Source organism: Agromyces atrinae (assembly GCF_013407835.1).
Classification (GTDB): domain Bacteria; phylum Actinomycetota; class Actinomycetes; order Actinomycetales; family Microbacteriaceae; genus Agromyces; species Agromyces atrinae.
The window spans coordinates 346,772-371,853 of sequence record NZ_JACCBI010000001.1; the positions used below are offsets into that span (position 1 = coordinate 346,772).

Annotated in this window: 27 protein-coding genes; 19 read left to right on the forward strand and 8 right to left on the reverse strand. The window is 69.5% G+C overall.

From position 1 onward, the window contains the following. Positions 1-20 precede the first annotated feature (20 nt). The 4 genes from BJ972_RS01645 to BJ972_RS01660 all read left to right on the forward strand — a co-directional run bounded on the left by BJ972_RS01645 (position 21) and on the right by BJ972_RS01660 (position 3,863). Positions 21-1,427, forward strand: coding sequence for an FAD-binding oxidoreductase (locus tag BJ972_RS01645; protein ID WP_129174826.1), 1,407 nt, complete (start codon positions 21-23; stop codon positions 1,425-1,427). Then, complete coding sequence (locus BJ972_RS01650) at positions 1,424-2,572, forward strand: PrsW family intramembrane metalloprotease (protein WP_164989931.1); 1,149 nt, start codon at positions 1,424-1,426, stop codon at positions 2,570-2,572. The genes BJ972_RS01645 and BJ972_RS01650 overlap by 4 nt, the downstream gene beginning before the upstream one ends. A 182-nt stretch (positions 2,573-2,754) precedes the next feature. After that, positions 2,755-3,126: an FKBP-type peptidyl-prolyl cis-trans isomerase gene (locus tag BJ972_RS01655; protein WP_179419909.1), complete on the forward strand. Its 372-nt coding sequence runs from the start codon at positions 2,755-2,757 to the stop codon at positions 3,124-3,126. Positions 3,127-3,137: 11 nt separating this feature from the next. Then, a complete protein-coding gene (locus BJ972_RS01660) occupies positions 3,138-3,863 on the forward strand; it encodes a lysoplasmalogenase (RefSeq protein WP_129174830.1) in 726 nt (241 codons plus the stop codon). On the opposite strand, the gene BJ972_RS01665 is transcribed toward BJ972_RS01660, so the two are convergent. Next, entirely contained in the window at positions 3,769-4,074 is a 306-nt protein-coding gene (locus BJ972_RS01665) for a protealysin inhibitor emfourin (protein ID WP_129174832.1), read from the reverse strand. The genes BJ972_RS01660 and BJ972_RS01665 overlap by 95 nt on opposite strands. A 9-nt stretch (positions 4,075-4,083) precedes the next feature. Continuing rightward, positions 4,084-5,211, reverse strand: a complete 1,128-nt coding sequence (locus BJ972_RS01670; RefSeq protein ID WP_129174834.1) for a M4 family metallopeptidase — start codon at positions 5,209-5,211, stop codon at positions 4,084-4,086. 49 nt (positions 5,212-5,260) lie between these two features. Here BJ972_RS01670 and BJ972_RS01675 point away from each other — a divergent pair, with 49 nt between their 5' ends. From BJ972_RS01675 to BJ972_RS01690, 4 genes are all read left to right on the forward strand, one after another. Continuing rightward, positions 5,261-6,103, forward strand: a complete 843-nt coding sequence (locus BJ972_RS01675) for a CPBP family glutamic-type intramembrane protease (protein ID WP_129174836.1) — start codon at positions 5,261-5,263, stop codon at positions 6,101-6,103. Between the two features lie 55 nt (positions 6,104-6,158). Beyond that, entirely contained in the window at positions 6,159-6,389 is a 231-nt protein-coding gene (locus BJ972_RS01680) for a hypothetical protein (protein ID WP_129174838.1), read from the forward strand. A gap of 127 nt (positions 6,390-6,516) precedes the next feature. Beyond that, entirely contained in the window at positions 6,517-6,786 is a 270-nt protein-coding gene (gene rpsO, locus BJ972_RS01685) for a 30S ribosomal protein S15 (protein ID WP_129174840.1), read from the forward strand. A gap of 161 nt (positions 6,787-6,947) precedes the next feature. Further along, on the forward strand, positions 6,948-8,135 hold the full coding sequence (locus tag BJ972_RS01690; RefSeq protein ID WP_129174842.1) for a trans-sulfuration enzyme family protein: 1,188 nt from the start codon (positions 6,948-6,950) through the stop codon (positions 8,133-8,135). Positions 8,136-8,139: 4 nt separating this feature from the next. On the opposite strand, the gene BJ972_RS01695 is transcribed toward BJ972_RS01690, so the two are convergent. Next, positions 8,140-8,685: a CGNR zinc finger domain-containing protein gene (locus BJ972_RS01695; protein ID WP_129174844.1), complete on the reverse strand. Its 546-nt coding sequence runs from the start codon at positions 8,683-8,685 to the stop codon at positions 8,140-8,142. Between the two features lie 53 nt (positions 8,686-8,738). Here BJ972_RS01695 and BJ972_RS01700 point away from each other — a divergent pair, with 53 nt between their 5' ends. Beyond that, positions 8,739-9,740: an EamA family transporter gene (locus BJ972_RS01700; protein ID WP_129174846.1), complete on the forward strand. Its 1,002-nt coding sequence runs from the start codon at positions 8,739-8,741 to the stop codon at positions 9,738-9,740. A 9-nt stretch (positions 9,741-9,749) separates the two neighbouring features. Next, positions 9,750-10,358: a hypothetical protein gene (locus BJ972_RS01705; RefSeq protein WP_129174848.1), complete on the forward strand. Its 609-nt coding sequence runs from the start codon at positions 9,750-9,752 to the stop codon at positions 10,356-10,358. On the opposite strand, the gene BJ972_RS01710 is transcribed toward BJ972_RS01705, so the two are convergent. Beyond that, on the reverse strand, positions 10,345-10,767 hold the full coding sequence (locus BJ972_RS01710) for a thioredoxin family protein (RefSeq protein ID WP_129174849.1): 423 nt from the start codon (positions 10,765-10,767) through the stop codon (positions 10,345-10,347). The two genes, BJ972_RS01705 and BJ972_RS01710, sit on opposite strands and share 14 nt — an antisense overlap. A 129-nt stretch (positions 10,768-10,896) precedes the next feature. On the opposite strand from BJ972_RS01710, the gene BJ972_RS01715 reads away from it, so the two are divergent. Further along, entirely contained in the window at positions 10,897-12,060 is a 1,164-nt protein-coding gene (locus BJ972_RS01715; protein ID WP_129174850.1) for an LLM class flavin-dependent oxidoreductase, read from the forward strand. Further along, complete coding sequence (locus BJ972_RS01720; protein WP_129174851.1) at positions 12,057-12,680, forward strand: FMN reductase; 624 nt, start codon at positions 12,057-12,059, stop codon at positions 12,678-12,680. The genes BJ972_RS01715 and BJ972_RS01720 overlap by 4 nt, the downstream gene beginning before the upstream one ends. Before the next feature lie 62 nt (positions 12,681-12,742). On the opposite strand, the gene BJ972_RS01725 is transcribed toward BJ972_RS01720, so the two are convergent. After that, positions 12,743-12,931 (reverse strand): DUF5302 domain-containing protein, encoded by a 189-nt coding sequence (locus tag BJ972_RS01725; protein ID WP_129174852.1) that lies wholly within the window; start codon positions 12,929-12,931, stop codon positions 12,743-12,745. 168 nt (positions 12,932-13,099) lie between these two features. Here BJ972_RS01725 and BJ972_RS01730 point away from each other — a divergent pair, with 168 nt between their 5' ends. Both BJ972_RS01730 and BJ972_RS01735 read left to right on the forward strand, forming a co-directional pair. Then, the gene (locus BJ972_RS01730; RefSeq protein WP_129174853.1) at positions 13,100-15,106 is read left to right on the forward strand and encodes a glycosyltransferase; all 2,007 of its coding nucleotides are present in this window, start codon (positions 13,100-13,102) and stop codon (positions 15,104-15,106) included. 282 nt (positions 15,107-15,388) lie between these two features. Then, on the forward strand, positions 15,389-17,686 hold the full coding sequence (locus BJ972_RS01735; RefSeq protein ID WP_129174854.1) for a polyribonucleotide nucleotidyltransferase: 2,298 nt from the start codon (positions 15,389-15,391) through the stop codon (positions 17,684-17,686). Between the two features lie 74 nt (positions 17,687-17,760). Here the strand turns inward: BJ972_RS01735 and BJ972_RS01740 are convergent, their stop codons facing one another. After that, positions 17,761-18,222: an Lrp/AsnC family transcriptional regulator gene (locus tag BJ972_RS01740; RefSeq protein ID WP_129174855.1), complete on the reverse strand. Its 462-nt coding sequence runs from the start codon at positions 18,220-18,222 to the stop codon at positions 17,761-17,763. 165 nt (positions 18,223-18,387) lie between these two features. Here BJ972_RS01740 and pdhA point away from each other — a divergent pair, with 165 nt between their 5' ends. Genes pdhA through BJ972_RS01760 form a run of 4 tightly spaced genes read left to right on the forward strand, consistent with a single transcriptional unit; the run spans position 18,388 to position 22,216 of the window. After that, positions 18,388-19,506, forward strand: coding sequence for a pyruvate dehydrogenase (acetyl-transferring) E1 component subunit alpha (gene pdhA, locus BJ972_RS01745; protein WP_129174856.1), 1,119 nt, complete (start codon positions 18,388-18,390; stop codon positions 19,504-19,506). Further along, positions 19,503-20,513, forward strand: coding sequence for an alpha-ketoacid dehydrogenase subunit beta (locus tag BJ972_RS01750; protein ID WP_129174857.1), 1,011 nt, complete (start codon positions 19,503-19,505; stop codon positions 20,511-20,513). Before pdhA ends, BJ972_RS01750 begins: the two co-directional genes overlap by 4 nt. After that, positions 20,513-21,862, forward strand: a complete 1,350-nt coding sequence (locus BJ972_RS01755) for a dihydrolipoamide acetyltransferase family protein (RefSeq protein ID WP_129174859.1) — start codon at positions 20,513-20,515, stop codon at positions 21,860-21,862. The genes BJ972_RS01750 and BJ972_RS01755 overlap by 1 nt, the downstream gene beginning before the upstream one ends. Before the next feature lie 60 nt (positions 21,863-21,922). Continuing rightward, entirely contained in the window at positions 21,923-22,216 is a 294-nt protein-coding gene (locus BJ972_RS01760; RefSeq protein WP_129174861.1) for a 4a-hydroxytetrahydrobiopterin dehydratase, read from the forward strand. A gap of 23 nt (positions 22,217-22,239) precedes the next feature. On the opposite strand, the gene BJ972_RS01765 is transcribed toward BJ972_RS01760, so the two are convergent. Together BJ972_RS01765 and BJ972_RS01770 are read right to left on the reverse strand one after the other, a co-directional pair. Further along, positions 22,240-22,722: a GNAT family N-acetyltransferase gene (locus BJ972_RS01765; RefSeq protein ID WP_129174863.1), complete on the reverse strand. Its 483-nt coding sequence runs from the start codon at positions 22,720-22,722 to the stop codon at positions 22,240-22,242. Next, positions 22,701-23,297, reverse strand: coding sequence for a TetR/AcrR family transcriptional regulator (locus BJ972_RS01770; RefSeq protein WP_129174865.1), 597 nt, complete (start codon positions 23,295-23,297; stop codon positions 22,701-22,703). The genes BJ972_RS01765 and BJ972_RS01770 overlap by 22 nt, the downstream gene beginning before the upstream one ends. Positions 23,298-23,472: 175 nt before the next feature. On the opposite strand from BJ972_RS01770, the gene BJ972_RS01775 reads away from it, so the two are divergent. Beyond that, positions 23,473-25,080, forward strand: coding sequence for a carboxyl transferase domain-containing protein (locus BJ972_RS01775; protein WP_129174867.1), 1,608 nt, complete (start codon positions 23,473-23,475; stop codon positions 25,078-25,080). The last annotated feature ends 2 nt before the right edge of the window (positions 25,081-25,082 follow it).

Consider the following 25,082-nt stretch of genomic DNA (forward strand, 5'->3'; position numbering starts at 1 on the left):
CACGCGGCTATCGTTGATCCATGACCGTCGACGTGATCGCGCGCCTCCGCGCAGAACTCGGCGATGTCGTATCGTTCGATGCCGCGGCGCTCGACGTGACGCGCGACGATCGCTCGGGGTGGCGCAGCGCGACTCCGCCGATCGCCGTCGTGCACGCGACATCCGTCGAGCACGTGCAGGCGACGATGCGCATCGCGACCGCCACCTCGACCCCGGTCGTCCCGCGCGGTGCAGGCACGGGGCTCGCCGGGGGAGCCATCGGGCGCGACCGGGCGATCGTCGTCGACGTGTCGGGCATGGATCGCATCCTCGAGATCGACACGAGCGACGAGTTCGCCGTCGTCGAGCCGGGGGTCATCAACGACGACCTCGACCGCGCACTCGCTCCTCATGGGCTCTGGTTCCCGCCCGATCCCGCGAGCAAGGCGATCTCGACGATCGGCGGCAACATCGCGACGAACGCCGGCGGCCTCCTGTGCGCGAAGTACGGTGTGACCCGCGAGGCCGTGCTCGGCCTCGCTGTCGTGCTCGCCGACGGACGACTCCTCCGCACCGGTCGCCGCACGGTCAAGGGGGTCACCGGCTACGACCTGACCGCCCTCCTCACCGGCTCCGAGGGCACCCTCGGCATCATCGTCGAAGCGACGGTGCGCGTGCGCCCGGTCGTCGCGGGTGCCACCGTGACGCTCGCGGCCGCGTTCCCCGACATCGAGTCGGCCGCATCCGCCGCGGCCGCGGTGACGGCCTCTCGCGTGCGCCCCGCCGTTCTCGAACTCATGGACGCCGCCTCCGTCGCGCGCGTCGCCGAGTATCTCGGCCCCGACGCGCTCGCCGGAACCCCGCTCGAGACGATCGCCCCCGGAGCCGCCTTCCTGCTCGCTCAGACCGATGGAGCGGCGGCCGCCGCCGAGGCGGATGACGTAGAGGGCGTCCTCGAGGCGTCGGGTGCGCGGGTGGTCCGATCGACGGATGACGCGAGCGGCGAACGTCTCCTCGCCATCCGTCGCGCCTTCCATGGAGCCCTCGCCTCACGCGGTCAGGTCCTCATCGAGGACGTGGCGGTGCCGCGTTCCCGCATGGCCGCGATGTTCCGGGCGATCGAGGGCATCGCTGCCCGCTCGGGACTCGAGATCCCGACGATCGCGCACGCGGGCGACGGCAACCTGCACCCCAACTTCGTCTTCGACGCCGACGAGGTTCCGGAGTCGGTCTGGCGGGCCGCCGACGAGCTGTTCCGCACGGCCAGGGAGCTCGGCGGAACGCTCACGGGCGAGCACGGCGTCGGCCTTCTCAAACAGCGCTGGCTCGCCGACGAGGTCGGAGACGACTCGTTCGAGCTGCAGCGCGGCATCAAGGCGGTCTTCGATCCGCTCGGTCTGCTGAACCCGGGCGTGATGTTCGCCCGGGCCGGGGAGCAGGTCTCGTGAGCGATCCGATCGACCGAGCACCCGCGGCCGCGAGAACCGTCTGGACAGCCCCTCGAACGTCGCGCGACGGTGTCAACGTCGTCGCGATCATCGGCATCGTCATCGGCAGCCTCGTGGGACTCGCCGTCATCGGCTTTCTCGCCCTGCTCCTCGGCATCCCCGTGCTCCTCGTCGCGAGCGTGCTCGCCTTCCTCCCGCTCGTGGTCGTGCTCCTCGTCATCCGCTGGATCGATCGGTGGGAGCCCGAGCCGAGGGCGGCCCTCTGGTTCGCGTTCCTCTGGGGCGCCGCCGTGTCGGTCGCCGTCGCGCTGCTCGTCGGCTTCGGTGTCGAACTCGCCGGCACGATCGCGACGGGTACGCCCGGCGTCGATCCGTTCGTGAGCGCCGTCATCCAGGCGCCGCTCGTCGAGGAGGTCGCGAAGGGGGTCGGCGTCCTCATCCTCTTCGCGTCGGCGCGATCGCACTTCGACGGACCGGTCGACGGTCTCGTCTACGCGGCGACGGTCGCAGCCGGGTTCGCGTTCACCGAGAACATCCTCTACTTCGGTTCCGCCCTCACCGACGAGGGTGCCGCGGGTCTCGGCGCGACGTTCGTCGTGCGCGGCATCTTCTCGCCGTTCGCGCACGTGATGTTCACGGCCTGCACGGGGCTCGCGCTCGGTCTCGCCGCGCGCCGGGGCCGCTCGGTGTCGGCGCTCCTCTGGTTCGTGGTCGGCCTCGTCGGGGCCATCGCGCTGCACGCGCTGTGGAACGGCGCCTTCTTCTTCGTGCCCGACGTCGTCGTCTACTACCTCTTCGTCCAGGTTCCGCTCTTCGTCTTCGCGATCATCGTCACCCTCGCGCTCCGACGCAGCGAGATGCAGGTGACGCGCACGCGACTGCAGGAGTACGCCGACGCGGGGTGGTTCACCGCCGACGAGGTCGTCATGCTCGCGACACCCGCCGGGCGGCGTCAGGCGCGCGCCTGGGCGAGGACGCAACCGCCGGCCCGGCGGGCCTCGATGCGCGCCTTCATCAGGGATGCCACGCACCTCGCGTTCACGCGCGAACGCATCGCGACCGGTCGCGCCGACATCGGTCATCCGGTCGACGAGCACCTGCTGCTCCGTCAGATCAACGAGGACCGCGCCGTCCTGCTCGGCTGAATGGCGCGCACGTGCCCGGAGACGGAAAGAACTCGTCGCCCCGAGGTGTGGCACTGCCGACAGCTCTCCGGGGCGACGAGCCTTAGGGGTAACACATTGCCCCCTGTTCGCCTCTAGCGCAAGAGGGTCGTGGACGGGTGTCCTCGATTGCAGCCGTATGCCTCATCCGCTTGGATGGGCTCATGACTGATTTGAACAGCAAGCCCGAAGTCGACGCTCCCGAGGGCCCCGCGTCCGACACCCTCGTCATCGAGGACATCGTCGTCGGCGACGGCGCCGAGGCCACGCCCGGCGCGACCGTCAACGTGCACTACCTCGGCGTCGAGTACGACTCCGGCGACGAGTTCGACTCGTCGTGGAGCCGCGGCCAGTCCATCAACTTCCCCCTCGGCTCGCTCATCGCCGGCTGGCAGGAAGGCATCCCGGGCATGAAGGTCGGCGGTCGCCGCAAGCTCATCGTGCCCCCGCACCAGGCCTACGGCCCCGCCGGCGGCGGACACCGCCTCTCGGGTCAGACCCTCATCTTCGTGATCGACCTGCTCGGCGTCAGCTGAACGACCGATCGATGATCCCCACGAGCGGGAGCGCGCGAGTTCGCGTGCTCCCGCTCGTGTCGTTCCTGCCGTACCTCGTCGTGGGCGCGGTGCACCTCATCGCGCTCGCGACGACGACGGGTCCGATCGTCTCGGTGTCGAAGGCGCTGCTCATGCCGGCGCTCGCCGCTGCCGTCGTCGTGAGCGGCGAGCTCGGGTCGCGGCGCCTCACGGTGTGGCTCATCGCGGCCATCGGGCTGTCGTGGGTCGGCGACATCGCTCTCAACGTTCCGGGCGACCTCGGCTTCGTCGTCGGCCTCGGGGGGTTCCTGCTCGCGCACGTCGCGTATCTCGTGCTCTTCGTCCGGCTTACCGGCCTCCGGATGCCACGGGCCGTGGCGCTCGTCTACGCCGTGTGGTTCGCCGTCTTCCTCGCGGTCCTCGCACCGAGCCTCGGCGTCTTCCTCGCGCCGGTCGCGATCTATGGAGTGGTGCTCGGCGCCATGGCCGTCGCCGCTCTCCGACTCGGCACCGTCGTCGCACTCGGCGGTGCGCTCTTCGTCGTCTCCGACACCGTGCTCGCGATCATGCGGTTCCTGCCCGACGCGGCCATCCCCGCGCACGACCTCATCGTCATGACGACCTACATCGCGGCTCAGGGTCTCATCGCGTGGGGTCTGCTCCGTCGCTTCGGCGCCGGGACGACGGCTCACCCGCTTGCCTCACACGGTCGACGAGCTCCCGCCACGGACCGGTGACCTGCCGCTCGGCGAGCGTCACCTCGCGCGGCGCGCAGCGGATCTGGTAGATGAAGCGGTCGGGTTCCGGCGGCAGGGCTGCGGCGTCGTCCCACGGCAGCGTGTCGATGAGGATCTCCCACTCGGTCGAGTCGGGCTGCTCCTCGATGTCGATGTCCCACTCTGAGCGCAGCCCCGCGAATCCGCCGGTGCGCGTCACGATGAGCCTCATGCCGCGATGCTACTCGCCCCCGCGCGCGCCCGACACGGCGATACCGACGCTCGTCCACCCCGACACGACGGCGCGGGCCTCGCGCGAGTCGGCACCGTAACGCGCCTCGGCCGCTCCGATGCTCACCGCGGCGAACCGCTCGAAGTCCGCATCGACGGCGAGTTCGCCGCTCGTGAGCGCGTCGTACCAGATGAGACCGGCACGCTCCCACGCGGGGCCGCCGATCTCGATCGCGGCGAGGCAGAAGGCGCGATTCGGGATGCCCGAGTTCAGGTGCACGCCGCCGTTGTCGTCGGTCGTCACGATGAAGTCGTCCATGTGCGCGGGCTGCGGGTCGCGCCCGAGCACGTCGTCGTCGTAGGCGGTGCCCGGGGCCTTCATCGAGCGGAGCGCAGCGCCCTCGACCTCGGCCGTGAAGAGACCTGCGCCGATGAGCCACGACGCCTCCTCGGCGGTCTGCCGCAGGGTGTACTGCTCGACGAGCGCCCCGAAGACGTCGGAGACGTGCTCGTTGAGCGCACCCGACTGGCCCTCGTAGCGGAGGTTCGCGGTGCGCTCGGTCACGCCGTGGGCGAGCTCGTGGCCGATGACGCTGAGCGAGAGCGTGAAGCGCTGGAAGACCTCGCCGTCGCCGTCGCCGAACACCATGCGCTCGCCGTCCCAGAAGGCGTTGTCGTAGTCACGGCCGAAGTGCACCGTGGCATCGAGCGCGAGCCCCGCGTCATCGATCGAGTCGCGGCCGAAGGCGTTCCAGAACAGCTCGTACGTGTCGCCGAGCCCGTCGTACGCCTCGTTCACGGCGACGTCGCTCGTCGGCGGTTCGCCTTCGACGCGCACGGTGCGACCGGGGAGCACCTCGGCGGATTCGGCGTCGGAGATCACGCGGTGGACCACGCCGCGACTCGCACCCGGTCGGGCCTCTCGGTGCGGAAGCACGGGTCGCACGTCGCTTCGCCGCGGCTCCCGGAACGGGCCGTCGTGGAGGAGCGAGCGACGCGCGGCTTCCGCCGCCCCGGTGAAGCGGGGATCGTCGATCTCGGCGATACGCGAGAGCAGGTAGGGCGGCACGATCGAACGGCGACGCGGCGGGGTCACGTCGTCACGGGCGGGGTCAGAGAGGTCTCGCAGCCGGTTCATGCGGGCATCCTGTCACGGTCCGCCGACATCCGCGTGGGATGCTGGGGGAGTGAGCCTCCCCGGTACGGTCGATGCCCCCGCCCGACGCGCGCTCTCCTGGGGCCTCGTGCCGGCCGTCCTGGTCTGCGGCGCCGCGATCCTCCTCTTCGGACTCCAGGTCACCCTGCCGGGCTACGCGCTCCTCGTCGTGGGCGTCGGAATCGCCTACCTCCTCGACCGCTCGGGGCGCACCGAGGGACTCGCCCGCGACCTGCTGCTCATCGCGATCGGGCAGGCCATCGTCTCGACGATCTCGGTCGAGGCCGACATCAGCTACGGCAACATGGCGCTCATGGGCACGGTCCTCGCCCTCGCGGTCGCCGTGCCGTACGTCATCTCCCGCTACGTCTACCGGGATCACGCGATCCGCTTCCCCTGGCGCACGGGGAAGCGCTGGACCCGCGTGCAGTGGACCTACCTCATCGGCGTGACGTTCGTCGGATGGCTCGTGCTGCCGTTCTACTTCATCACGTCCGGCGTCTACCGCAACTGGCCCACCGTCACCGAGTTCGACGAGTTCGCCCGCCTCTTCGTCGGAGTGAACGCCGTCGGCACGTGGGACGAACTGTTCTTCATCTGCACGATCTTCGCCCTGCTGCGGCGGCACTTCCCCGTGTGGCAGGCCAACCTCCTACAGACGATCGTCTTCGTGTCGTTCCTCTGGGAGCTCGGCTACCAGAGCTGGGGGCCGCTCCTCACGATCCCGTTCGCGCTCATCCAGGGCTACACGTTCACCCTCACGAAGTCGCTCACCTACGTGTTGACCGTGCACCTCCTCTTCGACCTCGTGGTCTTCCTCGTCATCGTCTACGCGCACAACGGCTGGCCGCCGATCTTCCTGCTCGCGCCGTGATGCCCGGTGCGCCCGCGGCTCGATAGTCTGGAGCCTCGACGACGAGAGGTTCACCATGCCCGACTACGCCTTCAACGGCCCCGCCGACATCGACCGTGCCATCGGCATCCTCGTGGCGCTCGATCAGGTGCAGGTGAGCGCGCTCGCCGAGCTCGAGATCGACAGCGCGATCGAAGAGGCCCAGGCCGAGTTCGAGAAGTCATCGGCCGACCCGTCGTACGTGCCGCCGAAGGACTTCATCGTGCGCCTCGACAACTACCTCGCCCTCGCCGACAAGCGCGGCTGAGTGAGCGGGCGCGCTCCGCGCCGAGCTCTGCTAAACTTCCAAGGTTGCCGTCTGACGGCCGCGCATTAAGAGAGCCCAGGCATCAGGCCCCGGGCAGCGCGCAACGAGAAGAAAGGGGATCCCATCTATGGCACTCGAAGCAGACGTCAAGAAGGCGATCATCGAAGAGTACGCGACGCACCCCGGTGACACTGGATCCCCCGAGGTCCAGATCGCGATCCTCACCAAGCGCATCAAGGACCTCACCGAGCACCTGAAGGAGCACAAGCACGACCACCACTCGCGTCGTGGCCTGCTCCTCCTCGTCGGTCAGCGTCGTCGACTTCTCGGCTACCTCGCCGACGTCGACATCAACCGCTACCGTTCGCTCATCGAGCGTCTCGGACTGCGTCGCTAGTCGATAGACACCGCGAACTTCTTGCGAAGGCCCCCGCTCCGGCGGGGGCCTTCGTCATTTCCCGGCGCCGCTCGGGCCGTGAGAGCCGGGTGGATGACGCGGGGCCGACCCCGCGCGTCATGAGGCGATGACGAGTGCCCGCGTCGTCGTAGCGTTGAGATATGAGCGCGAACGACGACTGGACCGGCTTCCTCGACTCGACCCAGGCGGTGCACGCCGGCAATGCGATCGATAAGGGCAGCGGTGCGATCCGCACGCCGATCATCATGGCGAACTCGTACGCGCTGCCGGACGACCCGTCGACGATGAGCTGGTCGGGCACCGACGAGCCGCTCTACACGCGGAACTCGGGCGCGAACCAGATCGCCCTGCAGAAGAAGCTCGCGACCCTCGAACGCGGTGACGACGCCGTCGTGCTCGGGAGCGGCGTCGCGGCATTGCACGCCGTCTTCTTCACCCACCTGCGCTCGGGTGACCACGTCGTCGTGAGCGACGTCTCGTACGAGGCCATCTATCGGCTCTTCGCCGAGCTGCTGCCCCAGAAGTACGGCATCGAGGCGACGTTCGTCGACACGAGCGACCTCGCGGCTGTGCGGACGGCGATCCGGCCCGAGACGAAGCTCGTGCACATCGAGGCGATCGCCAACCCGACGACGAAGGTGACCGATGTCGCCGGTGTCGCCGCGATCGCGCACGAGGCCGGCGCGCTCGTGAGCGTCGATTCGACGTTCACCCCGCCGCCGTCCTTCCGCCCCCTCGAGCACGGAGCCGACCTCGTCGTGCACTCGCTCACGAAGTACATCAACGGACACGGTGACGCGATGGGCGGTGCGGTCATCGGCCGGCGCGAACTCATCACCCCCATCAAGCACGAGGCGATGGTCGACGTCGGGGGAGTGATCAGCCCGTTCAACGCGTGGCTCATCACGCGCGGCTCGGTGACGCTGCCGCTCCGCTTGCGTCAGACCTTCGCGACGGCCGAGCGGGTCGCGACGTTCCTCGCCGCCGACCCGCGGGTCGCCTTCGTCGCGTACCCCGGTCTCGCCGATCACCCGCAGCACGAGCTCGCCCGTGCGCAGTTCGACGGATTCGGCGGCATGATCGCATTCGCCCTCGACGGCGACCCCGATCTGCAGAACCGTTTCGTCGCAGCCCTCCGGGTGGTCACATCGGCCGTCTCTCTCGGTCACGACGAGTCCCTCATCGTCCACGTCGGAACGAGCGGCCCTCGCGTCGCGTTCTACCCGCCGGAGTTCCAGCGGCTCGGGCATCTGCGCTTCTCGATCGGTCTCGAAGACGCCGACGACATCATCGCCGACCTCGCGCAGGCTCTCGACGCCGTCTCCTGACGGGTCAGGTCGCGCGTGAGCGGTACGCGCGCACCGCCATCCGGTTGCCGCAGCGCACGCTGCAGTAGCGCTTCGAGGCGTTCTTCGACAGGTCGACGAAGAGTCCCGTGCAGTCGTCGGCCTCGCAGTCGCGCAAGCGGTCCATCTGATCGGAGCGGATGACGTCGACGAACGCCATCGCGGCTTCGACGAGAATCCGCTCGGCGAGCGGGGCGTCGAGGGATGTCGCGTGCACGTGCCAGTCGAGGGTGTCGTGGCGCACGAGCCGGGGGAGCGCGGCGGCCTCGGCGAGGATCGCGTTCACGGGCTCGACGGCATCGTCGCGTTCGAGGGTCCAGATGGCCCGGAGTCGCCCGCGCGCCGCGCGCACCTCGTCGAGCTCGGCCGCGTCGCCGTCGCGTCGACCGGAGTACTCCCACGTGTCGAGGAGCTCGGCGAGATCGCTCGGTTCGGCGAGCTCGTCGGCACCGCTCTCGGAGGCGGCGGGCTCGGTGTCGACGAGTGCGGCGGCGAAGCTCAGCGCCGATTGCGTGTCATGGGTGAAAAGCATTTGACTCCTGACGTGGCGGCGCACTACTGTCACGATCATAATCACTTTCACTCATGACATCAGAGGTGGCGGCCGTGTCGGTCACGGGTAGTCGCGGGGCGTCGGGCGTCGTGCTCGGACTCGCAGCAGGGTTGGCGTTCGGAGCGGGCGGCGTCTTCATCAAGCCGCTCCTCGAAGCGGGGTGGTCGCCCGCGGCGGCCGTGCTCGCGCGCATCAGCGTCGCGGCCCTCGTGCTCGTCGTCCCGGGGCTCGTCGCGCTCCGATTCGACCTGCGCCCGCTCTGGCGCGCGAAGTGGACGGTGCTGCTGTACTCGTGCCTCGCGATCGTCGGAACCCAGGTCGCCTTCTACGCCTCGATCGCACGCATCCCCGTCAGCATGACCCTCCTCATCGAGTACCTCGCGCCGATCCTGCTCGTCGTCGTGGTGTGGCTCCGCACGCGGCGCAGCCCCCAACGCGTCGTCCTCGGCGGCTCGGTGCTCGCGCTCGCCGGGCTCGTGCTCGTCATCGGCCCGGGCGGCGACCTCGACGTGCTCGGACTCCTCTACGCCGGCATCGCCATGGTCGGCGTCGCGGTGTACTACGTCGTCGGTGCGCGCGTCGACGAGGACCTCCCGCCCGTCGCTCTCGCCGCAGCCGGCTTCGTCATCGGTGCGATCGTGCTCGCCGCCGTCGGCTTCACGGGCCTCCTCCCGCTCGAGGTGGAGTGGTCGCCCGTCGAACTCCTCGGCATGAGCGTGCCGTGGTTCGTGCCCGTCCTCATCGTCGGTCTGATCTCGACGGCATTCGCCTACGTCGCCGGCATCGCCGCGATCGCTCGCCTCGGCACGCGCCTCGCGTCGTTCCTCGGCCTCTCGGAGGTCGTCTTCGCCGCGATCATCGGATGGATCCTCCTCGGCGAGGTGCTCAGCGTCATCCAGATCCTCGGCGGGGTGCTGATCCTCGCGGGCATCATCTGCATCAGGCTCGAGCGCCCCGCGCTGTCGAACGGCGCGGCGATCGAGCTCGGGGTCGAGCCCGTGCCGACGACGGGTGCCATCACGCAGCCTCGATAGACTGACCGGATGCCCCGCTCGAAGCCCCTTCTCGCGTGGGAGCCGCTGCCGTACATCGTCCTCTTCGTCGCAGCCCTCGCGCTCTCGACGGCACGACCCGACTCGCTGCCCGTCGTGTTCTGGAGCGTTGCGCCCGTCGCGGCGCTCGCGCTCGTCTACTTCATCCTGTCGCTCGCGCGTGAGCGTCGGCTTCGCGAATCGAACCCCAACGGCAACGGCGAACTGAGTTCGCTCGCCGGCCTCGAGATCAGGCAGATCGAGGGCCAGGCCGGGGCTCCCGTGACGACGGTCGCCGAATCGGGCCGGCATCAGCCCGAGATCGATCTCATCCGAATCCACGAGGGCGATCGCGCGGTCCTCGTGCCGCGGGCGACGCGCTGGCTCGGGCGCCGGTACCGCGTGGGCGTCGAACTCGTCGCCGGCGACCGCGTGCGACGCGCCGGCTTCCTGCCGGAAGCGGCCGAGAAGCGGTTCGCATCACCGCTCGACGAGCTTCGCGCACGCGGGGTCTACGTCTCGGTCCCTGCGCGTATTACGGGAACGACGCGGCCATTCGGGGTCGATCTCGAGCTCGCCGGGCTCGCCCAGCTCGATGAGGGCGAACTCAGCTCTCGGTGAGCGCGGACGACTCGACCGTCTGCTCGGTCTCACGCTCCGCTTCGCGCTCGGCCTCGGCGCGGCCGATCTCCTTCCGCACCTCGTCCATGTCGAGTCCGCGGATCTGAGTGATCAGGTCGTCGAGGGCGTGCCGCGGCAGCACTCCCGCCTGGGCGAAGAGTCCGATGCCGTCGCGGAACGCCATGATCGTCGGGATCGACGTGATCTGCATCGCCTGCGCGAGCTCCTGCTCGGCCTCGGTGTCGACCTTGCCGAACACGATGTCGGGGTTCGCCTCGGCGGCCGCATCGTAGATCGGGCCGAACTGCAGACACGGTCCGCACCAGGCGGCCCAGTAGTCGACGAGGACGATTCCGCCCTCGGTGATCGTGCTCTCGAAGTCGGATCTGGTCAATGCGACGGTGGCCATCGCACCAGCCTAAGCGACCGGAACGGGGGTCGCGCCGGGTGGGAATAGTCTTGCCGCGTCATCCGTTGTGCCATTTATATGCAAATGCATAGAGCAAAACGTCACCACGACTCGGGCCAGGAGGCCGCCATGCAATTCGGAATCTTCACCGTCAGCGATATCACCGAGGACCCGACCACCGGCCGGACCCCCACCGAGGCCGAGCGCATCCAGGCGACGCTCACCATCGCGAAGCACGCCGAAGACGTCGGGCTCGATGTCTTCGCCCTCGGCGAGCACCACAACCCGCCGTTCTGGTCGTCGTCGCCGACCACGACGCTCGCCTACATCGCCGCGCAGACCGAGACGCTCCAGCTCTCGACGGCGACGACCCTCATCACGACGAACGACCCCGTCAAGATCGCGGAAGACTACGCGATGCTCCAGCACCTCTCGGGCGGTCGGGTCGACCTCATGATGGGCCGTGGCAACACCGGCCCCGTGTACCCGTGGTTCGGCAAGGACATCCGCCAGGGCATCAACCTCGCCCTCGAGAACTACAACCTCCTCCACCGGCTGTGGCGCGAGGACTTCGTCGACTGGGAGGGGCAGTTCCGCACGCCCCTGCAGGGCTTCCAGTCGACCCCGCGCCCGCTCGACGGCGTCGCCCCCTTCGTCTGGCACGGCTCGATCCGGAGCCCCGAGATCGCCGAGCAGGCCGCCTACTACGGCGACGGCTTCTTCGCGAACAACATCTTCTGGCCGAAGGAGCACTACATGCGCCTCATCAGCCTCTACCGTCAGCGCTTCGAGCACTACGGCCACGGCAGCGCCGACCAGGCGATCGTCGGACTCGGCGGTCAGGTCTTCATGCGGAAAAACTCGCAGGACGCGATCGACGAGTTCCGTCCGTACTTCGACAACGCGCCCGTCTACGGTCACGGCCCGAGCCTCGAGGACTTCACGGCGCAGACCCCGCTGACCGTCGGCAGCCCGCAGGAGGTCATCGACCGCTACGCCTCGATGCGCGAGTACTTCGGCGACTACCAGCGTCAGCTCTTCCTCATGGACCACGCGGGCCTGCCCCTCAAGACCGTGCTCGAGCAGCTCGACATCCTCGGCGGCGAGGTCGTCCCCGCCCTCCGCGCCGAGTTCGCGAAGGACCGCCCGGCCCACGTGCCCGACGCCCCGACGCACGCATCGCTCGTCGCGGCCCGCGACGCGGCGATCGCGAGCGCGGCGACGGATGACACGGACGGAGCACACTCCGGTGCCGCCTTCGGTCTCGCGGGCGTGACGGGAGCCTCACGATGACGACCAAGCGCATCGCCGTCGTCTCGGCGGGTCTCAGCCAGCCGAGCTCGACTCGCCTGCTCGCCGACCGGCTTGCCGACGCGACCGTCGCCGAGCTCCAGACGCAGGGAGTCGATGCGGAGGTGACGACGATCGAGTTGCGCGACCTCGCGCACGACATCACCAACAATCTCCTCACGGGATTCCCGGCCCCCGCCCTCGCGAGCGCGCTCGAGACGGTCACGGGCGCCGACGGCCTCATCGCCGTCACGCCGATCTTCACGACGAGCTACAGCGGGTTGTTCAAGTCGTTCATCGACGTCATCGACCCCCAGGCGCTCGACGGGCTGCCCGTGCTGATCGGCGCGACCGGCGGCACCGCCCGCCACTCGCTCGCGATCGACTACGCGATCCGCCCGCTCTTCGCCTACCTGCACGCGCAGCCGGTCACGACGGGTGTCTTCGCGGCGTCGGCCGACTGGGGCGACGGAGGCGACACGGTCAAGGCGCTGCCGGCGCGCATCGGGCGCGGCGCCCGCGAACTGGCATCCCTCGTCCAGACGACCGAGCGGGTCGTCCACGATCCCTTCGCGCTCGACCGCCCCTTCGGGCACCTGCTCGGAGGGCTCACGGGGGAGTAGCGCCCGGACGAACGCGAACGGCGGGCCTGCATCGCAGGCCCGCCGTTCGTCTCGACTGCTCATCAACCGCTCTTGCGGCGGAACTCCCTCTTGTGGTCCACGGGACCCTGCGCATTGTGAATGGCCGACTCGCCGTCGAGGTGGGCCTCGCCCTTGCCTTCCTGGTTCTTCTTCTTGCGATCGAGCGCTTCGCGGAACTTCCGCTTCATCTCGTCGCTTGCTCCGGTGCTGGTCTCATTGTCGGAACTCATACCCCGCAGTCTATGCAGCGCGGCCGACACCGGTGACCGTCGGATTCGCGGTCGACGGATGACGCGTGGGCACCGATCAGGCGAACAGCGGGCGTCCGATCGGTGAAACGTCGCTCCGCGGGCCCCGATTCGCTCACGAACGACCACCGGGGGAGCGAGCATGAGGGCGTGAGAGTCCTCCTCTTCGCCGAATCGTTCCTCCCGCACATGAACGGGGTCACCCACTCGTTGCTCCAGGTGCTGCGGCACCTCGAGCGCCGAGGCGACGAGGCACTCGTCGTCGCACCGAGGTCGGGCCCCATCGACAGAGACCTCTACGGAGCCGACGCCGCGCTCGTGCGCTCCGTCCCGCTTCCGTCCTATCCCGACGTCAGGGTCAGCGTCGCGAGCTCCCGCTACCTCGGCTCGCTCGTCGACGACTTCCGCCCGGACGTCGTGCACCTCGCGTCGCCCTTCGTGCTCGGGTGGCAGGGGCTCCGCGCTGCGGATGCGCGCGGCGTGCCGACCGTCGCGATCTACCAGACCGACGTCCCCGGGTACGCGGAGCGCTACGGCGTGCCGAGCGCCGCACCGTTCCTCGCGAAGCACGTCAGCCGCATCCACCGCCGGGCGACCCTCACGCTGGCGCCGTCGACCGCGGCGATGAGTCAGCTCGCCGAGGCCGGAGTCGACCGGCTGAGGCTCTGGCGACGCGGCGTCGACTCCGTGCGCTTCCAGCCCTCACGGCGGAGCGCCGAGCTCCGGGCCGAGCTCGCCCCGAACGGCGAGGTGCTCGTCGGCTACGTCGGTCGGCTGGCTCCCGAGAAGCAGGTCGAGCACGTGCGCGTGCTCGGCTCCGTGCCCGGCATCCGTCTCGTCATCATCGGCGACGGCCCGAGCCGCGCCGGCCTCGAAAGGCTCCTCCCGGATGCCGCGTTCCTCGGCTTCCAGTCGGGCGACGCGCTCGCCGAGGCCGTCGCGAGCCTCGACGTCTTCGTGCACCCGGGCGAGAACGAGTCGTTCTGCCAGACGATCCAGGAGGCGCTCGCGAGCGGTGTTCCCGTCGTCTCGACCGGTCGCGGCGGTCCGCTCGACCTCGTCGAGTCGAGTCGCACCGGCTGGCTGTACCGTCCCGGCGACCTCGACGACCTGCGTGAGCGCGTCGCCGACCTCGCGGGCGACGCCGCGAAGCGCGCGGCCTTCGCCGTCGCGGCGCGGGAGTCGGTCGCGGGCCGCAGCTGGGAGAGCCTCGGCGACGAGCTCGTCGGGCACTACGCCGAGGCCGTCGAGCTCCGCCGCTCGGGAGCGGCGCACGTGCTCACGGGGCTGCCCGACCGCTCGGTGCCGGCTGCGTCGGAGACCGCGCTCGACGCGCACCGGGACGCGCGTCCGCGATGGCGTCGCGTCGTCGCGGTCGGCGACTCGCTCACCGAGGGCCTCTCCGACGACTCGCGTCAGGCGCCGGGGCAGTTCCGCGGCTGGGCCGATCGGCTCGCTCTGCTCCTCGCGCACTCGAAGAGGGAATCGCTCCTCTATGCGAACCTCGGTGTGCGCAGTCGCCGGATCGCCGACGTCGTCGGCGAGCAGCTGCCGCGCGCCCTCGAACTGAACGCCGACCTCGTCGCGGTGCTCGTCGGCGGCAACGACCTCGTCAAGGCCGGGGCACGGCCCGAGCGTCTCACCGACACCCTCGCCGAGGCCCTCCTCGGCGTGCGCGAGCGCGGCGTCGACGTCCTGCTCGTCACGCCCTTCGTGCCCCCACGGCCGTTCCTCGGCACGCTGCACGAGCGCGCGGGGCGCTTCAACCGGCGGCTGCAGTCGAGGCTCGCGGGCAGCGGTGTCATGACGCTCGACTTCTGGCACCACCCCGAGTTCCTCGACGCGCGCATGTGGTCGGAGGATCGCGTGCACCTGAGCCCGCACGGTCATCGGACGCTCTCGTATCGCGCCGCGATCCTGCTCGGAGTGCCGCACGCCGACGAGCTCGCGAACCTCGACCTCGGTCTGCACGAGGAGGAGGCGGAGGCCGCGGCGCCGACCCTGTCGACCTCGGCCTGGGTGCGTATCCACGCTCTGCCGTGGCTCGGGCGCCGGATGCGTGGGCGCACGGCCGGTCACGGCCGCGTCGCGAAGCACGACTCCCTCGTGCCCGTCGGCCCGGGCGAGCGGCGCTCGAGACAGGGGGTGCTCGACTGATCCGCGTGTCGATTCCGCCTCTCACCGGGCTTCCGCAGGGTGGACTGGTAGTATCGGCATCGTCACATGACTGTGACTGCTCATTTCTGTGAGCGCACGGAGCAGGCCGGCAGGAAGCTGGTCCCCTGTGGTGGATCACCAATCGCACGAGCGAGTGGTGGGCTTCTACTGGTGGCCAGCGTGAACGCGTCATCCTGATGCGGTCGAAACTGCCTGTTCCCTGCTCCTCTGTACGAGTCGTGCCCACACGGGGTGCGACGTAAAACAAAGGAGACAGACCTCTTGGAAGGTCCTGAAATCATTTTCGCCGAAACCGTCATCGACAATGGCAAGTACGGCACCCGCACCATCCGCTTCGAGACCGGCCGTCTCGCTCAGCAGGCCCAGGGCTCTGCCGTCGCCTACATCGACGAAGAGACGATGCTTCTCTCCGCGACGAGCGCCTCCAAGCAGCCGAAGGACCACTTCGACTTCTTCCCCCTCACGATCGACGTCGAAGAGCGCATGTACGCCGCGGGTCGCATCCCGGGCTCGTTCTTCCGTCGCGAGGGTCGTCCCTCGACCGAGGCGATCCTCACGTGCCGCCTCATCGACCGTCCCCTGCGCCCGTCGTTCGTCGACGGTCTCCGCAACGAGATCCAGGTCGTCGTGACCGTCCTCGCGATCGAGCCCGACGAGCTCTACGACGTCCTCGCGATCAACGCCGCGTCGATGTCGACCCAGATCGCCGGCCTCCCCTTCTCGGGCCCGATCGGCGGCGTCCGCGTCGCCCTCCTTCCCGAGAGCAACGGCGGTGGCCAGTGGGTCGCCTTCCCGAAGCACTCGCAGCTCGACGACGCCGTGTTCAGCATGGTCGTCGCGGGACGCGTCGTGACCGACGCGTCGGGTGCCGACGACGTCGCGATCATGATGATCGAGGCCGAGGCCACCGACAACGTGTGGACGCTCATCCAGGGCGGCGCCATCAAGCCCAACGAAGAGGTCATCGCGCAGGGCATCGAGGCGTCGAAGCCGTTCATCAAGCAGCTCGTCGAGGCGCAGAAGCAGGTCGCTGCGTCGGCGTCGAAGCCGACCGGTGACTACAAGGTCTTCCCCGCGTACGCGCAGGAGACCTACGACGTCGTCGCCGGCCTCGCCTACGACGAGCTCAAGGGCGTCTACCAGATCGCCGAGAAGGTCGCCCGTCAGGACGCCGACGACGCGCTCAAGGCTCGCGTCAAGGATGCCGTCGCCGAGAAGGTCGCCGCCGGCGAGCTTCCCGAGTCGGCTCTCGGCCAGGTGTCGGCCGCGTACAAGTCGGTCACCAAGCTCGTCGTGCGCTCGCGCGTCCTCGACGAGGGCGTGCGCATCGACGGCCGCGGTCTCGCTGACATCCGCCCGCTCGACGCCGAGGTCCAGGTCGTCCCGCGCGTCCACGGCTCCGCGATCTTCCAGCGCGGCGAGACGCAGATCATGGGCATCACGACGCTCAACATGCTGAAGCTCGAGCAGTCGATCGACTCGCTGAGCCCGGTCACCAAGAAGCGCTACATGCACAACTACAACTTCCCGCCCTACTCGACCGGTGAGACCGGTCGCGTCGGGTCGCCGAAGCGTCGCGAGATCGGGCACGGCGCACTCGCCGAGCGCGCTCTTGTGCCGGTGCTGCCCACGCGTGAAGAGTTCCCCTACGCGATCCGCCAGGTGTCCGAGGCTCTCGGCTCCAACGGTTCGACGTCGATGGGCTCCGTCTGCGCGTCGACCCTGTCGCTGCTCAACGCCGGTGTGCCGCTGCGCGCACCCGTCGCGGGTATCGCCATGGGCCTCATCTCCGACACCGTGAACGGCGAGACGCGCTACGCGGCCCTCACCGACATCCTCGGTGCCGAAGACGCGCTCGGTGACATGGACTTCAAGGTCGCCGGTACGAGCGACTTCGTCACGGCCATCCAGCTCGACACGAAGCTCGACGGCATCCCCGCCTCGGTCCTCGCCGGCGCGCTCAACCAGGCCAAGGACGCCCGCACGACGATCCTCGCCGTGCTGAACGCCGCGATCGACGCTCCCGACGAGATGGCACCGACCGCGCCCCGCGTGATCAGCGTCCAGATCCCCGTCGACAAGATCGGCGAGCTGATCGGCCCGAAGGGCAAGACGATCAACGCGATCCAGGACGAGACCGGCGCCGACATCTCGATCGAGGAAGACGGCACCGTCTACATCGGCGCTGTCGACGGCCCCTCGGCCGAGGCCGCTCGCGCGCAGGTCAACGCGATCGCCAACCCGACCAACCCCGAGATCGGCGAGCAGTTCCTCGGAACCGTCGTCAAGATCGCGACGTTCGGTGCGTTCGTCTCGCTCCTCCCTGGCAAGGACGGCCTCCTCCACATCTCGGAGGTGCGCAAGCTCGCCGGTGGAAAGCGCGTCGAGAACGTCGAAGACGTGCTCGGAGTCGGCCAGAAGATCCTCGTCGAGATCACGAAGATCGACGACCGCGGCAAGCTCTCGCTCGCTCCGGTCGTGGCTGATGAGGCCGACACGCACGGACGCGACGCCGCGAGCGAGGGCCCTGAGGCCCCCGCCGAAGGCGCCGACATCTGATCTGATCAGTGACCGAATGCCCGTCCCGATTCGTTCGGGGCGGGCATTCGTCGTCTCCTCGGCAGGCGCCGCGATCAGCGCTCCGCGAGCAGCGGTGCGAGTCGATAGGGGATGAGTTCGCCCATCGACAGAGCGGTCTCGGTGCGTTCGACGCCCTCGACGGCGAGGATGCGTCCGTCGATGCGGAAGAGGTCGTGGGCGTCGCGACAGACGACGCGCACGAGGAGGTCGACGGGGCCGCTCAGGCCGTGCGCCTGGATGACCTCGGGGATCTCGGCGATCTCGGCGACGGCGGCCGAGAGCCGTTTCTGTTGCACGTGCACCGAGACGAACGCTTCGAGGGGGAATCCGAGCGGGCCGGGGTCGATGCTGCGGGCGAAGCTCAGAAAAGCGCCGGATGCCTCGAGGCGGCTCATGCGCGCCTGCACCGTGTTGCGCGAGAGGCCGAGTCGGTCGGCGAGAGCGACGACCGTGGCTCGCGGGTCGTCGGCGAGGGCGACGAGGAGTTCACGGTCGAGGGCGTCGTAGCTGCTCATACCGCTCGATGGTAGTCGCGTGCCGATGGCCGGTGTTGTGCAACATGCTCAGTGCGCGGGTGAATGCTTGAGCGGGCTGCTGCCGTCGCGTACCCTCCAGGTAAGCAAAGACGCTCCGCCGCTACGCTCACGAGGCCGACCGGCACGAACACGTGGAGGTCGGCGATGACGCCCACCAACGATTCCGAAGCCGCCGTTCTGACCGAGACGGGCGAGCTCATCCAACTCCTGAGTTCCGACGGGCGGCGCCGGAGCGCTCCCGGCTACGACCAGTGGGTCGCCGACATCGGCCCCGCCGAGCTCCTCGCCCTCCACTCCGACATGAGCGTCGTGCGGCGCATCGACGCCGAGGCCACGGCCCTGCAGCGCCAGGGCCAGTTGGGTCTCTGGCCCCCGCTCCTCGGCCAGGAGGCCGCGCAGATCGGGTCGGCTCGTTCGCTCCGCCCCGGCGATTTCGTCTTCTCGAGCTACCGCGAGCACGCCGTCGCCTGGTGCAAGGGGGTGCGGGCCGTCGACGTCCTGCGCATGTGGCGCGGCACGGGGCTCTCGGGCTGGGACCCGTACGAGATCACCATGGCTCCTCTCCAGATCATCATCGGCTCGCAGACGCTCCACGCGGTCGGCTACGCGATGGGGGTCACGGCCGACGGCGGCGACGACGTCTCGGTCGCCTACTTCGGCGACGGCGCGACGAGCGAGGGCGACGTCAGTGAGGCCCTCGTCTTTGCCGCGAGTTTCCGTGCGCCCGTCGTGTTCTTCTGCCAGAACAACCAGTACGCGATCTCCGAGCCCGTGCGCGTCCAATCGCGCCACGCCCTCGCCGATCGCGCGAGCGGTTTCGGCGTGCCGTCGATGCGCGTCGACGGAAACGACGTCCTCGCGGTCATGGCGGCGACGCGCATCGCACTCGAACGGGCACGAACGGGCGGCGGGCCGACGTTCATCGAGGCCGTCACGTACCGCATGGGTCCGCACACGACGGCCGACGATCCCACCCGCTATCGCTCGGAGGACGAGCTCGCGCTGTGGCGCGAACGCGATCCGATCTCGCGGCTCGAGGCCCACCTCACGGCGCTCGGCCACTTCGGCGAGTCCGATGCGGCTGCGGTCGCCGCACGTGCCGATGCCGAGGCCGCCGAGCTCCGGTCGGCGTGCATCGAACTCGCCGACCCCGAACCGCTCAGCGTGTTCGATCACGTCTACGCCGAACCGCACGCGACCCTCGAACGTCAGCGCGATCACTACCGCCGCTATCTCGACGGTTTCGAGGAGGTCGGATCATGACGACACTGACCCTCGCGAAGTCCCTCAACGCAGGGCTCCGAGCATCGCTCGCGAACGACGAGAAGGTCGTGCTGCTCGGCGAGGACATCGGCGCGCTGGGGGGAGTGTTCCGAGTCACCGACGGGCTGCAGGCCGAGTTCGGCGCCCAGCGTGTCATCGACACGCCCCTCGCGGAGGCCGGCATCGTGGGCACGGCGATCGGGCTCGCGTACCGCGGCTTCCGTCCCGTCGTCGAGATCCAGTTCGACGGGTTCATCTATCCCGCGTTCGATCAGATCGTGACGCAGCTCGCGAAGCTGCACTACCGTTCTCGCGGCCGCGTGAGGCTGCCCATCACCATCCGTGTGCCCTTCGGAGGCGGCATCGGAGCGGCCGAGCACCACTCGGAATCTCCCGAGGCGTACTTCGCGCACACGGCGGGTCTCCGCGTGTTCGCCTGCTCCAACCCGGCCGACGCCTACGTGAGCATTCAACAGGCGATCGCGTGCGACGACCCCGTGCTGTTCTTCGAGCCGAAGCGCCGCTACCACGTGAAGGGCGACGTCGACGAGTCGAGCGACCTGGCCGACGCCCGACCGCTGACGGTCGCCGAGACCGTCGTGGCCGGTTCCGACGTGACGCTCGTCACCTACGGGGCGCTTGTGCAGACGGCGCGCGATGCGGCTGCTGCTGCCCAGGAGGACGGGGTGTCGATCGAGGTGATCGACCTGCGTTCGCTCGCACCCGTGGACTACGCGACGGTCGCCGCGTCGGTGCGCCGCACCGGTCGTCTCGTGATCGCGCACGAGGCTCAGCAGCAGGGCGGACTGGGCGCCGAAATCGTGGCGTCGGTCGTCGAGCGGTGCTTTGAGTTCCTCGAGGCGGCTCCCGTGCGCATCACGGGTCACGACATCCCGTACCCCGCCGCCAAGCTCGAGAAGCACCACCTCCCCGACCTCGATCGCATCCTCGACGGCGTCGATCGAGCGCTCGGCCGGCCGAACTCGTTGTCGGGGGTGGAGCTCTGATGTCGCACATCGAAGAGTTCGTCCTGCCCGATCTCGGTGAGGGACTCACCGAGTCGGAGGTCGTCGCCTGGCGCGTCGCGGTCGGCGATCGCGTGACCCTCAACCAGATCATCGCCGACGTCGAGACGGCCAAGGCCGTCGTCGAGCTGCCGTCGCCGTTCGCGGGGCTCGTCACCGCCCTCCATGCGGCCGAGGGCGAGACCGTCGACGTCGGAGCGACCCTCCTCTCGGTCGACACGGATAACGCGGGCGACGCCACGACCGCACCCGAGCCCGCACCCGAGCCCGTCACCGAGGAACGCGGGCCGACCCTCGTCGGGTACGGTGCGGCCGAGGATGTCGTCGGCCCGCGCCGCCGAGCGCGGCGCGCCACGGTCGCCGATGCCGATGCCGATGCCGATGCCGCCACGCTCGCCGGGGAGCCGCCCCGGCCCTCCGCGAGCGAGCCGCCCGCGGCATCCTCGACGGGCTCGACTCCGCGCACCGAGCGGCCGCGCTCGACGCCACCCGTGCGGCGACTCGCGCGCGAGCTCGGCGTCGACCTCGAGAGCATCGAGGGCACGGGGGAGCGCGGACTCATCACGCGCTCCGACGTCGAGGCCGCGGCTCGGCCCGCCATCGAGACGTCGGATTCGAGCGGCTCGGAGACGCCCACGGGCGACGGGCAGCGGCGCATCCCCGTCCGCGGCGTCCGGCGGGCGACGGCGGCCGCCATGGTGCAGAGCGCGTTCACCGCACCCCACGTCACCGAGTTCCTGACGGTCGACGTCACCGAGACGATGCGACTGATCGACACGCTCGCGGCGTCGGACGTGAAGATCAGCCCACTCGCCGTGGTCGCCAAGGCCGTCTGCATCGCCGTGCGCCGCACGCCCGCCGTCAACGCGCGGTGGGACGAGGAGTCGGGCGAGATCATCGAGTTCGACTACGTCACCCTGGGCATCGCGGCCGCGACGGAACGCGGTCTCCTCGTCCCGAACATCCCGCGGGCCGACACGATGACGCTCGGCGAGCTCGCCGAGGCGATCCGCGACCTCGCCGTGACGGCGCGCTCGGGGAAGACGAGCCCCGCCCGACTCACCGGCGGCACGATCTCGATCACGAACATCGGGGTCTTCGGCATCGATGCCGGAACGCCGATCCTCAACCCGGGTGAGGCGGCGATCCTCGCCGTCGGCGCCGTGCAGCGTCGACCGTGGGAGCACCAGGACGCCGTCGCCCTCCGGTCCGTCTGCACGCTCAGTCTCTCCTTCGACCATCGGGTCGTCGACGGCGCCGAGGGGTCCCGCTTCCTCGCCGACGTCGGAGCGCTCCTGCGGGAGCCGGGCCTCGCACTCACGATGATGTGAAGCACGGTGGGTAGGATCGGCCGCGAGCGGGCGCCGCGTCCGCCGGAAAGCGAGACAGAGATGTCTGATTCGACGATCCTCACAGCCGACGAGACGGCGGGCGACCTCGCGGGAACCGCGTTCGAGTACGCGGGCGACCACCTCGTCGCGACGTTCGACACGGGTGACTTCCTCGGTGCCGTCCGCGTGCTCGACACCGTCGCCCCCATCGCCGAGGAGATGAACCACCACCCCGACGTGCGTCTCGGCTACGGTTCGATCACCTTCTTCGTGTCCTCCCACGACGTCGGTGGCGTGACGGCACGCGACCTCCAGCTGGCCCGCCGGATCCAGGAGATCGCCGAAGCCGGCTGAGTCACGGCAGCGGGCCACGGGCCTCACTCGAGGCGGTACAGGCGCTCCTCGGTCTCGGCGCCGCGGCCCGCAGCGAAGTCTCGCGACGTCGACCCGGCCCGGAACCCGAGCCGTTCGAGCACGCGGATCGATCGCTCGTTGTCGACCGCCACTCGTGCTCGGAGGGGCCTCTCGGGAACCGAGGCGATGAACAGGCGGGCGGCGCGAGTGGCGATCCCTCGGCCCCAGTGCCGTCGGTCGATCCAGTACGTGATCTCCGGATCGCCGTCCTCGAACCAGCGCGCGATGCTCCCGACGAGTGCGCCGTCGGCCCGGATCGTGCGCGCGTCGACACGAGGATCGGCGAGGAGCCGCGCCCAGTGGACGTCGAACGCGTCACGGTCGCCCGGATCGGCCGCGGTGAACGCGGCGAGGCGGATCGATTCGGGGTCCTGCCCGAAGCGGAAGAGGTCGTCGAGGTCGGCGGGCGTCGTCGCCCGTAGCGTCACGACGTCAGGCTTCTCCATGCCATGTCCTCCAAGATCTTCCGGACCACGCGGTCGGCCGGTGCGCGCCCGTGCACGCGCGCGCTGTGGGGGGTCGAGTTGAGCAGACCGAAGGCGGCGTGGGCGCGGATGCGCAGCTCCGACTCGGCCTGGTCGGGTCGGAGGCGGGCGAGCACACCCACCCACGTCTCGACGTAGCGCCGCTGCAGCCGCCGGATGTCATGCCGGTCGGTCTCGGAGAGGCTCGACATGTCGCGATCCTGCACGAGGATCACGTCGGCGTTGGCGAGTGCGAAGTCGACGTGGAAGCGGATGAGCGCGGCGAGGGCCGAATCGGTGTCGGCCGCGTCGTCGACGACTCGGGTACCCCCGTCGAGCAACCCCGTGCTCGCGTCTCGCAGGATCGCGGCGAGTACGGCCTGCTTGCCGGCGAAGTGCCGGTAGACGGCGGGCCCGCTCACTCCGACGGATGCGCCGAGGTCTTCGATCGAGACGCTCGCGAAGCCGCGTTCGGCGAAGAGGCGGGTGGCCGCCGTCAAGAGCGCGTCACGTCGGTCGGCTTTCGCTCGACTGCGTTCGGTGAGCACTTCGGGCACGGGAGCTTCTTTCGATCACGGTTAGTGCATGCTAACCGAGCTGATGCCGAGCGGCAATACGTCGGCGCTCGTTGTTTTTCGAGTTAGTGATCACTAACATTGCTTCCAGTTACGAATCACTCACTGAAGTGACGAACTCCGCCGCGACGAAGGGGCGACCGATGGAGACCGAACCATGCCGACGCTGACGAGCGCGATCTCGCCGTCGAGCGAGGCCTTCCGCGACAACGACCGCGATCAGGCCGCGCTCGTCGCCGACCTCCGCGAGCGTCTCGCTCGCGTCGTGCGCGGCGGGCCCGAGGCCTCGCGCGAACGTCACGTCGCGCGGGGCAAGCTGCTGCCGCGTGATCGGGTCGACCGACTGCTCGACGAGGGCAGCCCGTTCCTCGAGATCGCTCCTCTCGCCGCCGACGGCGTCTACGACGACGACACCCCGGGCGCGGGTGCCATCGCGGGCATCGGTCTCGTGCACGGGCGCGCCGTCATGGTCGTCTGCAACGACGCCACGGTCAAGGGCGGCACGTATTATCCGCTCACGGTCAAGAAGCACCTGCGCGCACAAGAGATCGCGCGCGAGAACCGGCTGCCGTGCGTCTATCTCGTCGACTCCGGCGGCGCGTACCTGCCGATGCAGGACGAGGTGTTCCCCGACCGCGACCACTTCGGGCGCATCTTCTACAACCAGGCGCGGCTGTCGGCCGAGCGCATCCCGCAGATCGCCGCGGTGCTCGGCTCCTGCACAGCGGGTGGCGCCTACGTGCCCGCCATGAGCGACGAATCGGTCATCGTGCGCGGTCAGGGCACAATCTTCCTCGGGGGCCCGCCCCTCGTGAAGGCCGCGATCGGTGAGATCGTCTCGCCCGAGGAGCTCGGCGGCGGCGACGTGCACGCCCGCATCTCGGGCGTCGCCGACCACCTCGCGGAGAACGACGTGCACGCCCTGCAGATCGTCCGCGACATCGTCCAGACGCTCCCGTCGCCCGAGGAGCCGGCCTGGGATGTCGCCGACGTCGTCGCGCCCGCCGTCGACGAGTCCACCCTGTACGGTGCCGTGCCGGTCGACGTCCAGCAGCCGTACGACGTGCGAGAGGTCATCGCGCGCATCGTCGACGGCAGCGAGTTCCACGAGTTCAAGAGCGAGTACGGAACGACCCTCGTCACGGGCTTCGCCCACGTCCACGGCCACCCCGTGGGCATCGTTGCTAACAACGGCGTGCTCTTCAGCGAGTCGGCGATGAAGGGCGCCCATTTCATCGAACTCTGCGATCAGCGCGGCATCCCGCTCGTGTTCCTCCAGAACATCTCGGGGTTCATGGTCGGCAGCGAAGCCGAGGCGGGCGGTATCGCCAAGCACGGCGCGAAGATGGTCACGGCAGTGGCGACGACGCGCGTACCGAAGATCACGATCGTCATCGGCGGATCGTTCGGAGCCGGCAACTACTCGATGTCGGGGCGTGCCTATTCGCCGCGGTTCCTGTTCCTCTGGCCCGGTGCGCGTACGTCGGTGATGGGCGGCGAGCAGGCCGCATCCGTTCTCGCGACGGTCAAGCGCGATCAGATCGAGGCGCGGGGAGACGAGTGGAGCGCCGCCGACGAAGCCGCCTTCCGCGCTCCCATCCGCGAGCGCTACGAGCACCAGGGCAGCCCGTACTACTCCTCCGCACGGCTGTGGGATGACGGAGTCATCGACCCCGCCGACACCCGCACCGTCCTCGGGCTGACCCTCGACGTGTGTTCCCGCGCACCTCTTCCCGACCCGGCCTTCGGCCTCTTCCGGATGTGAGC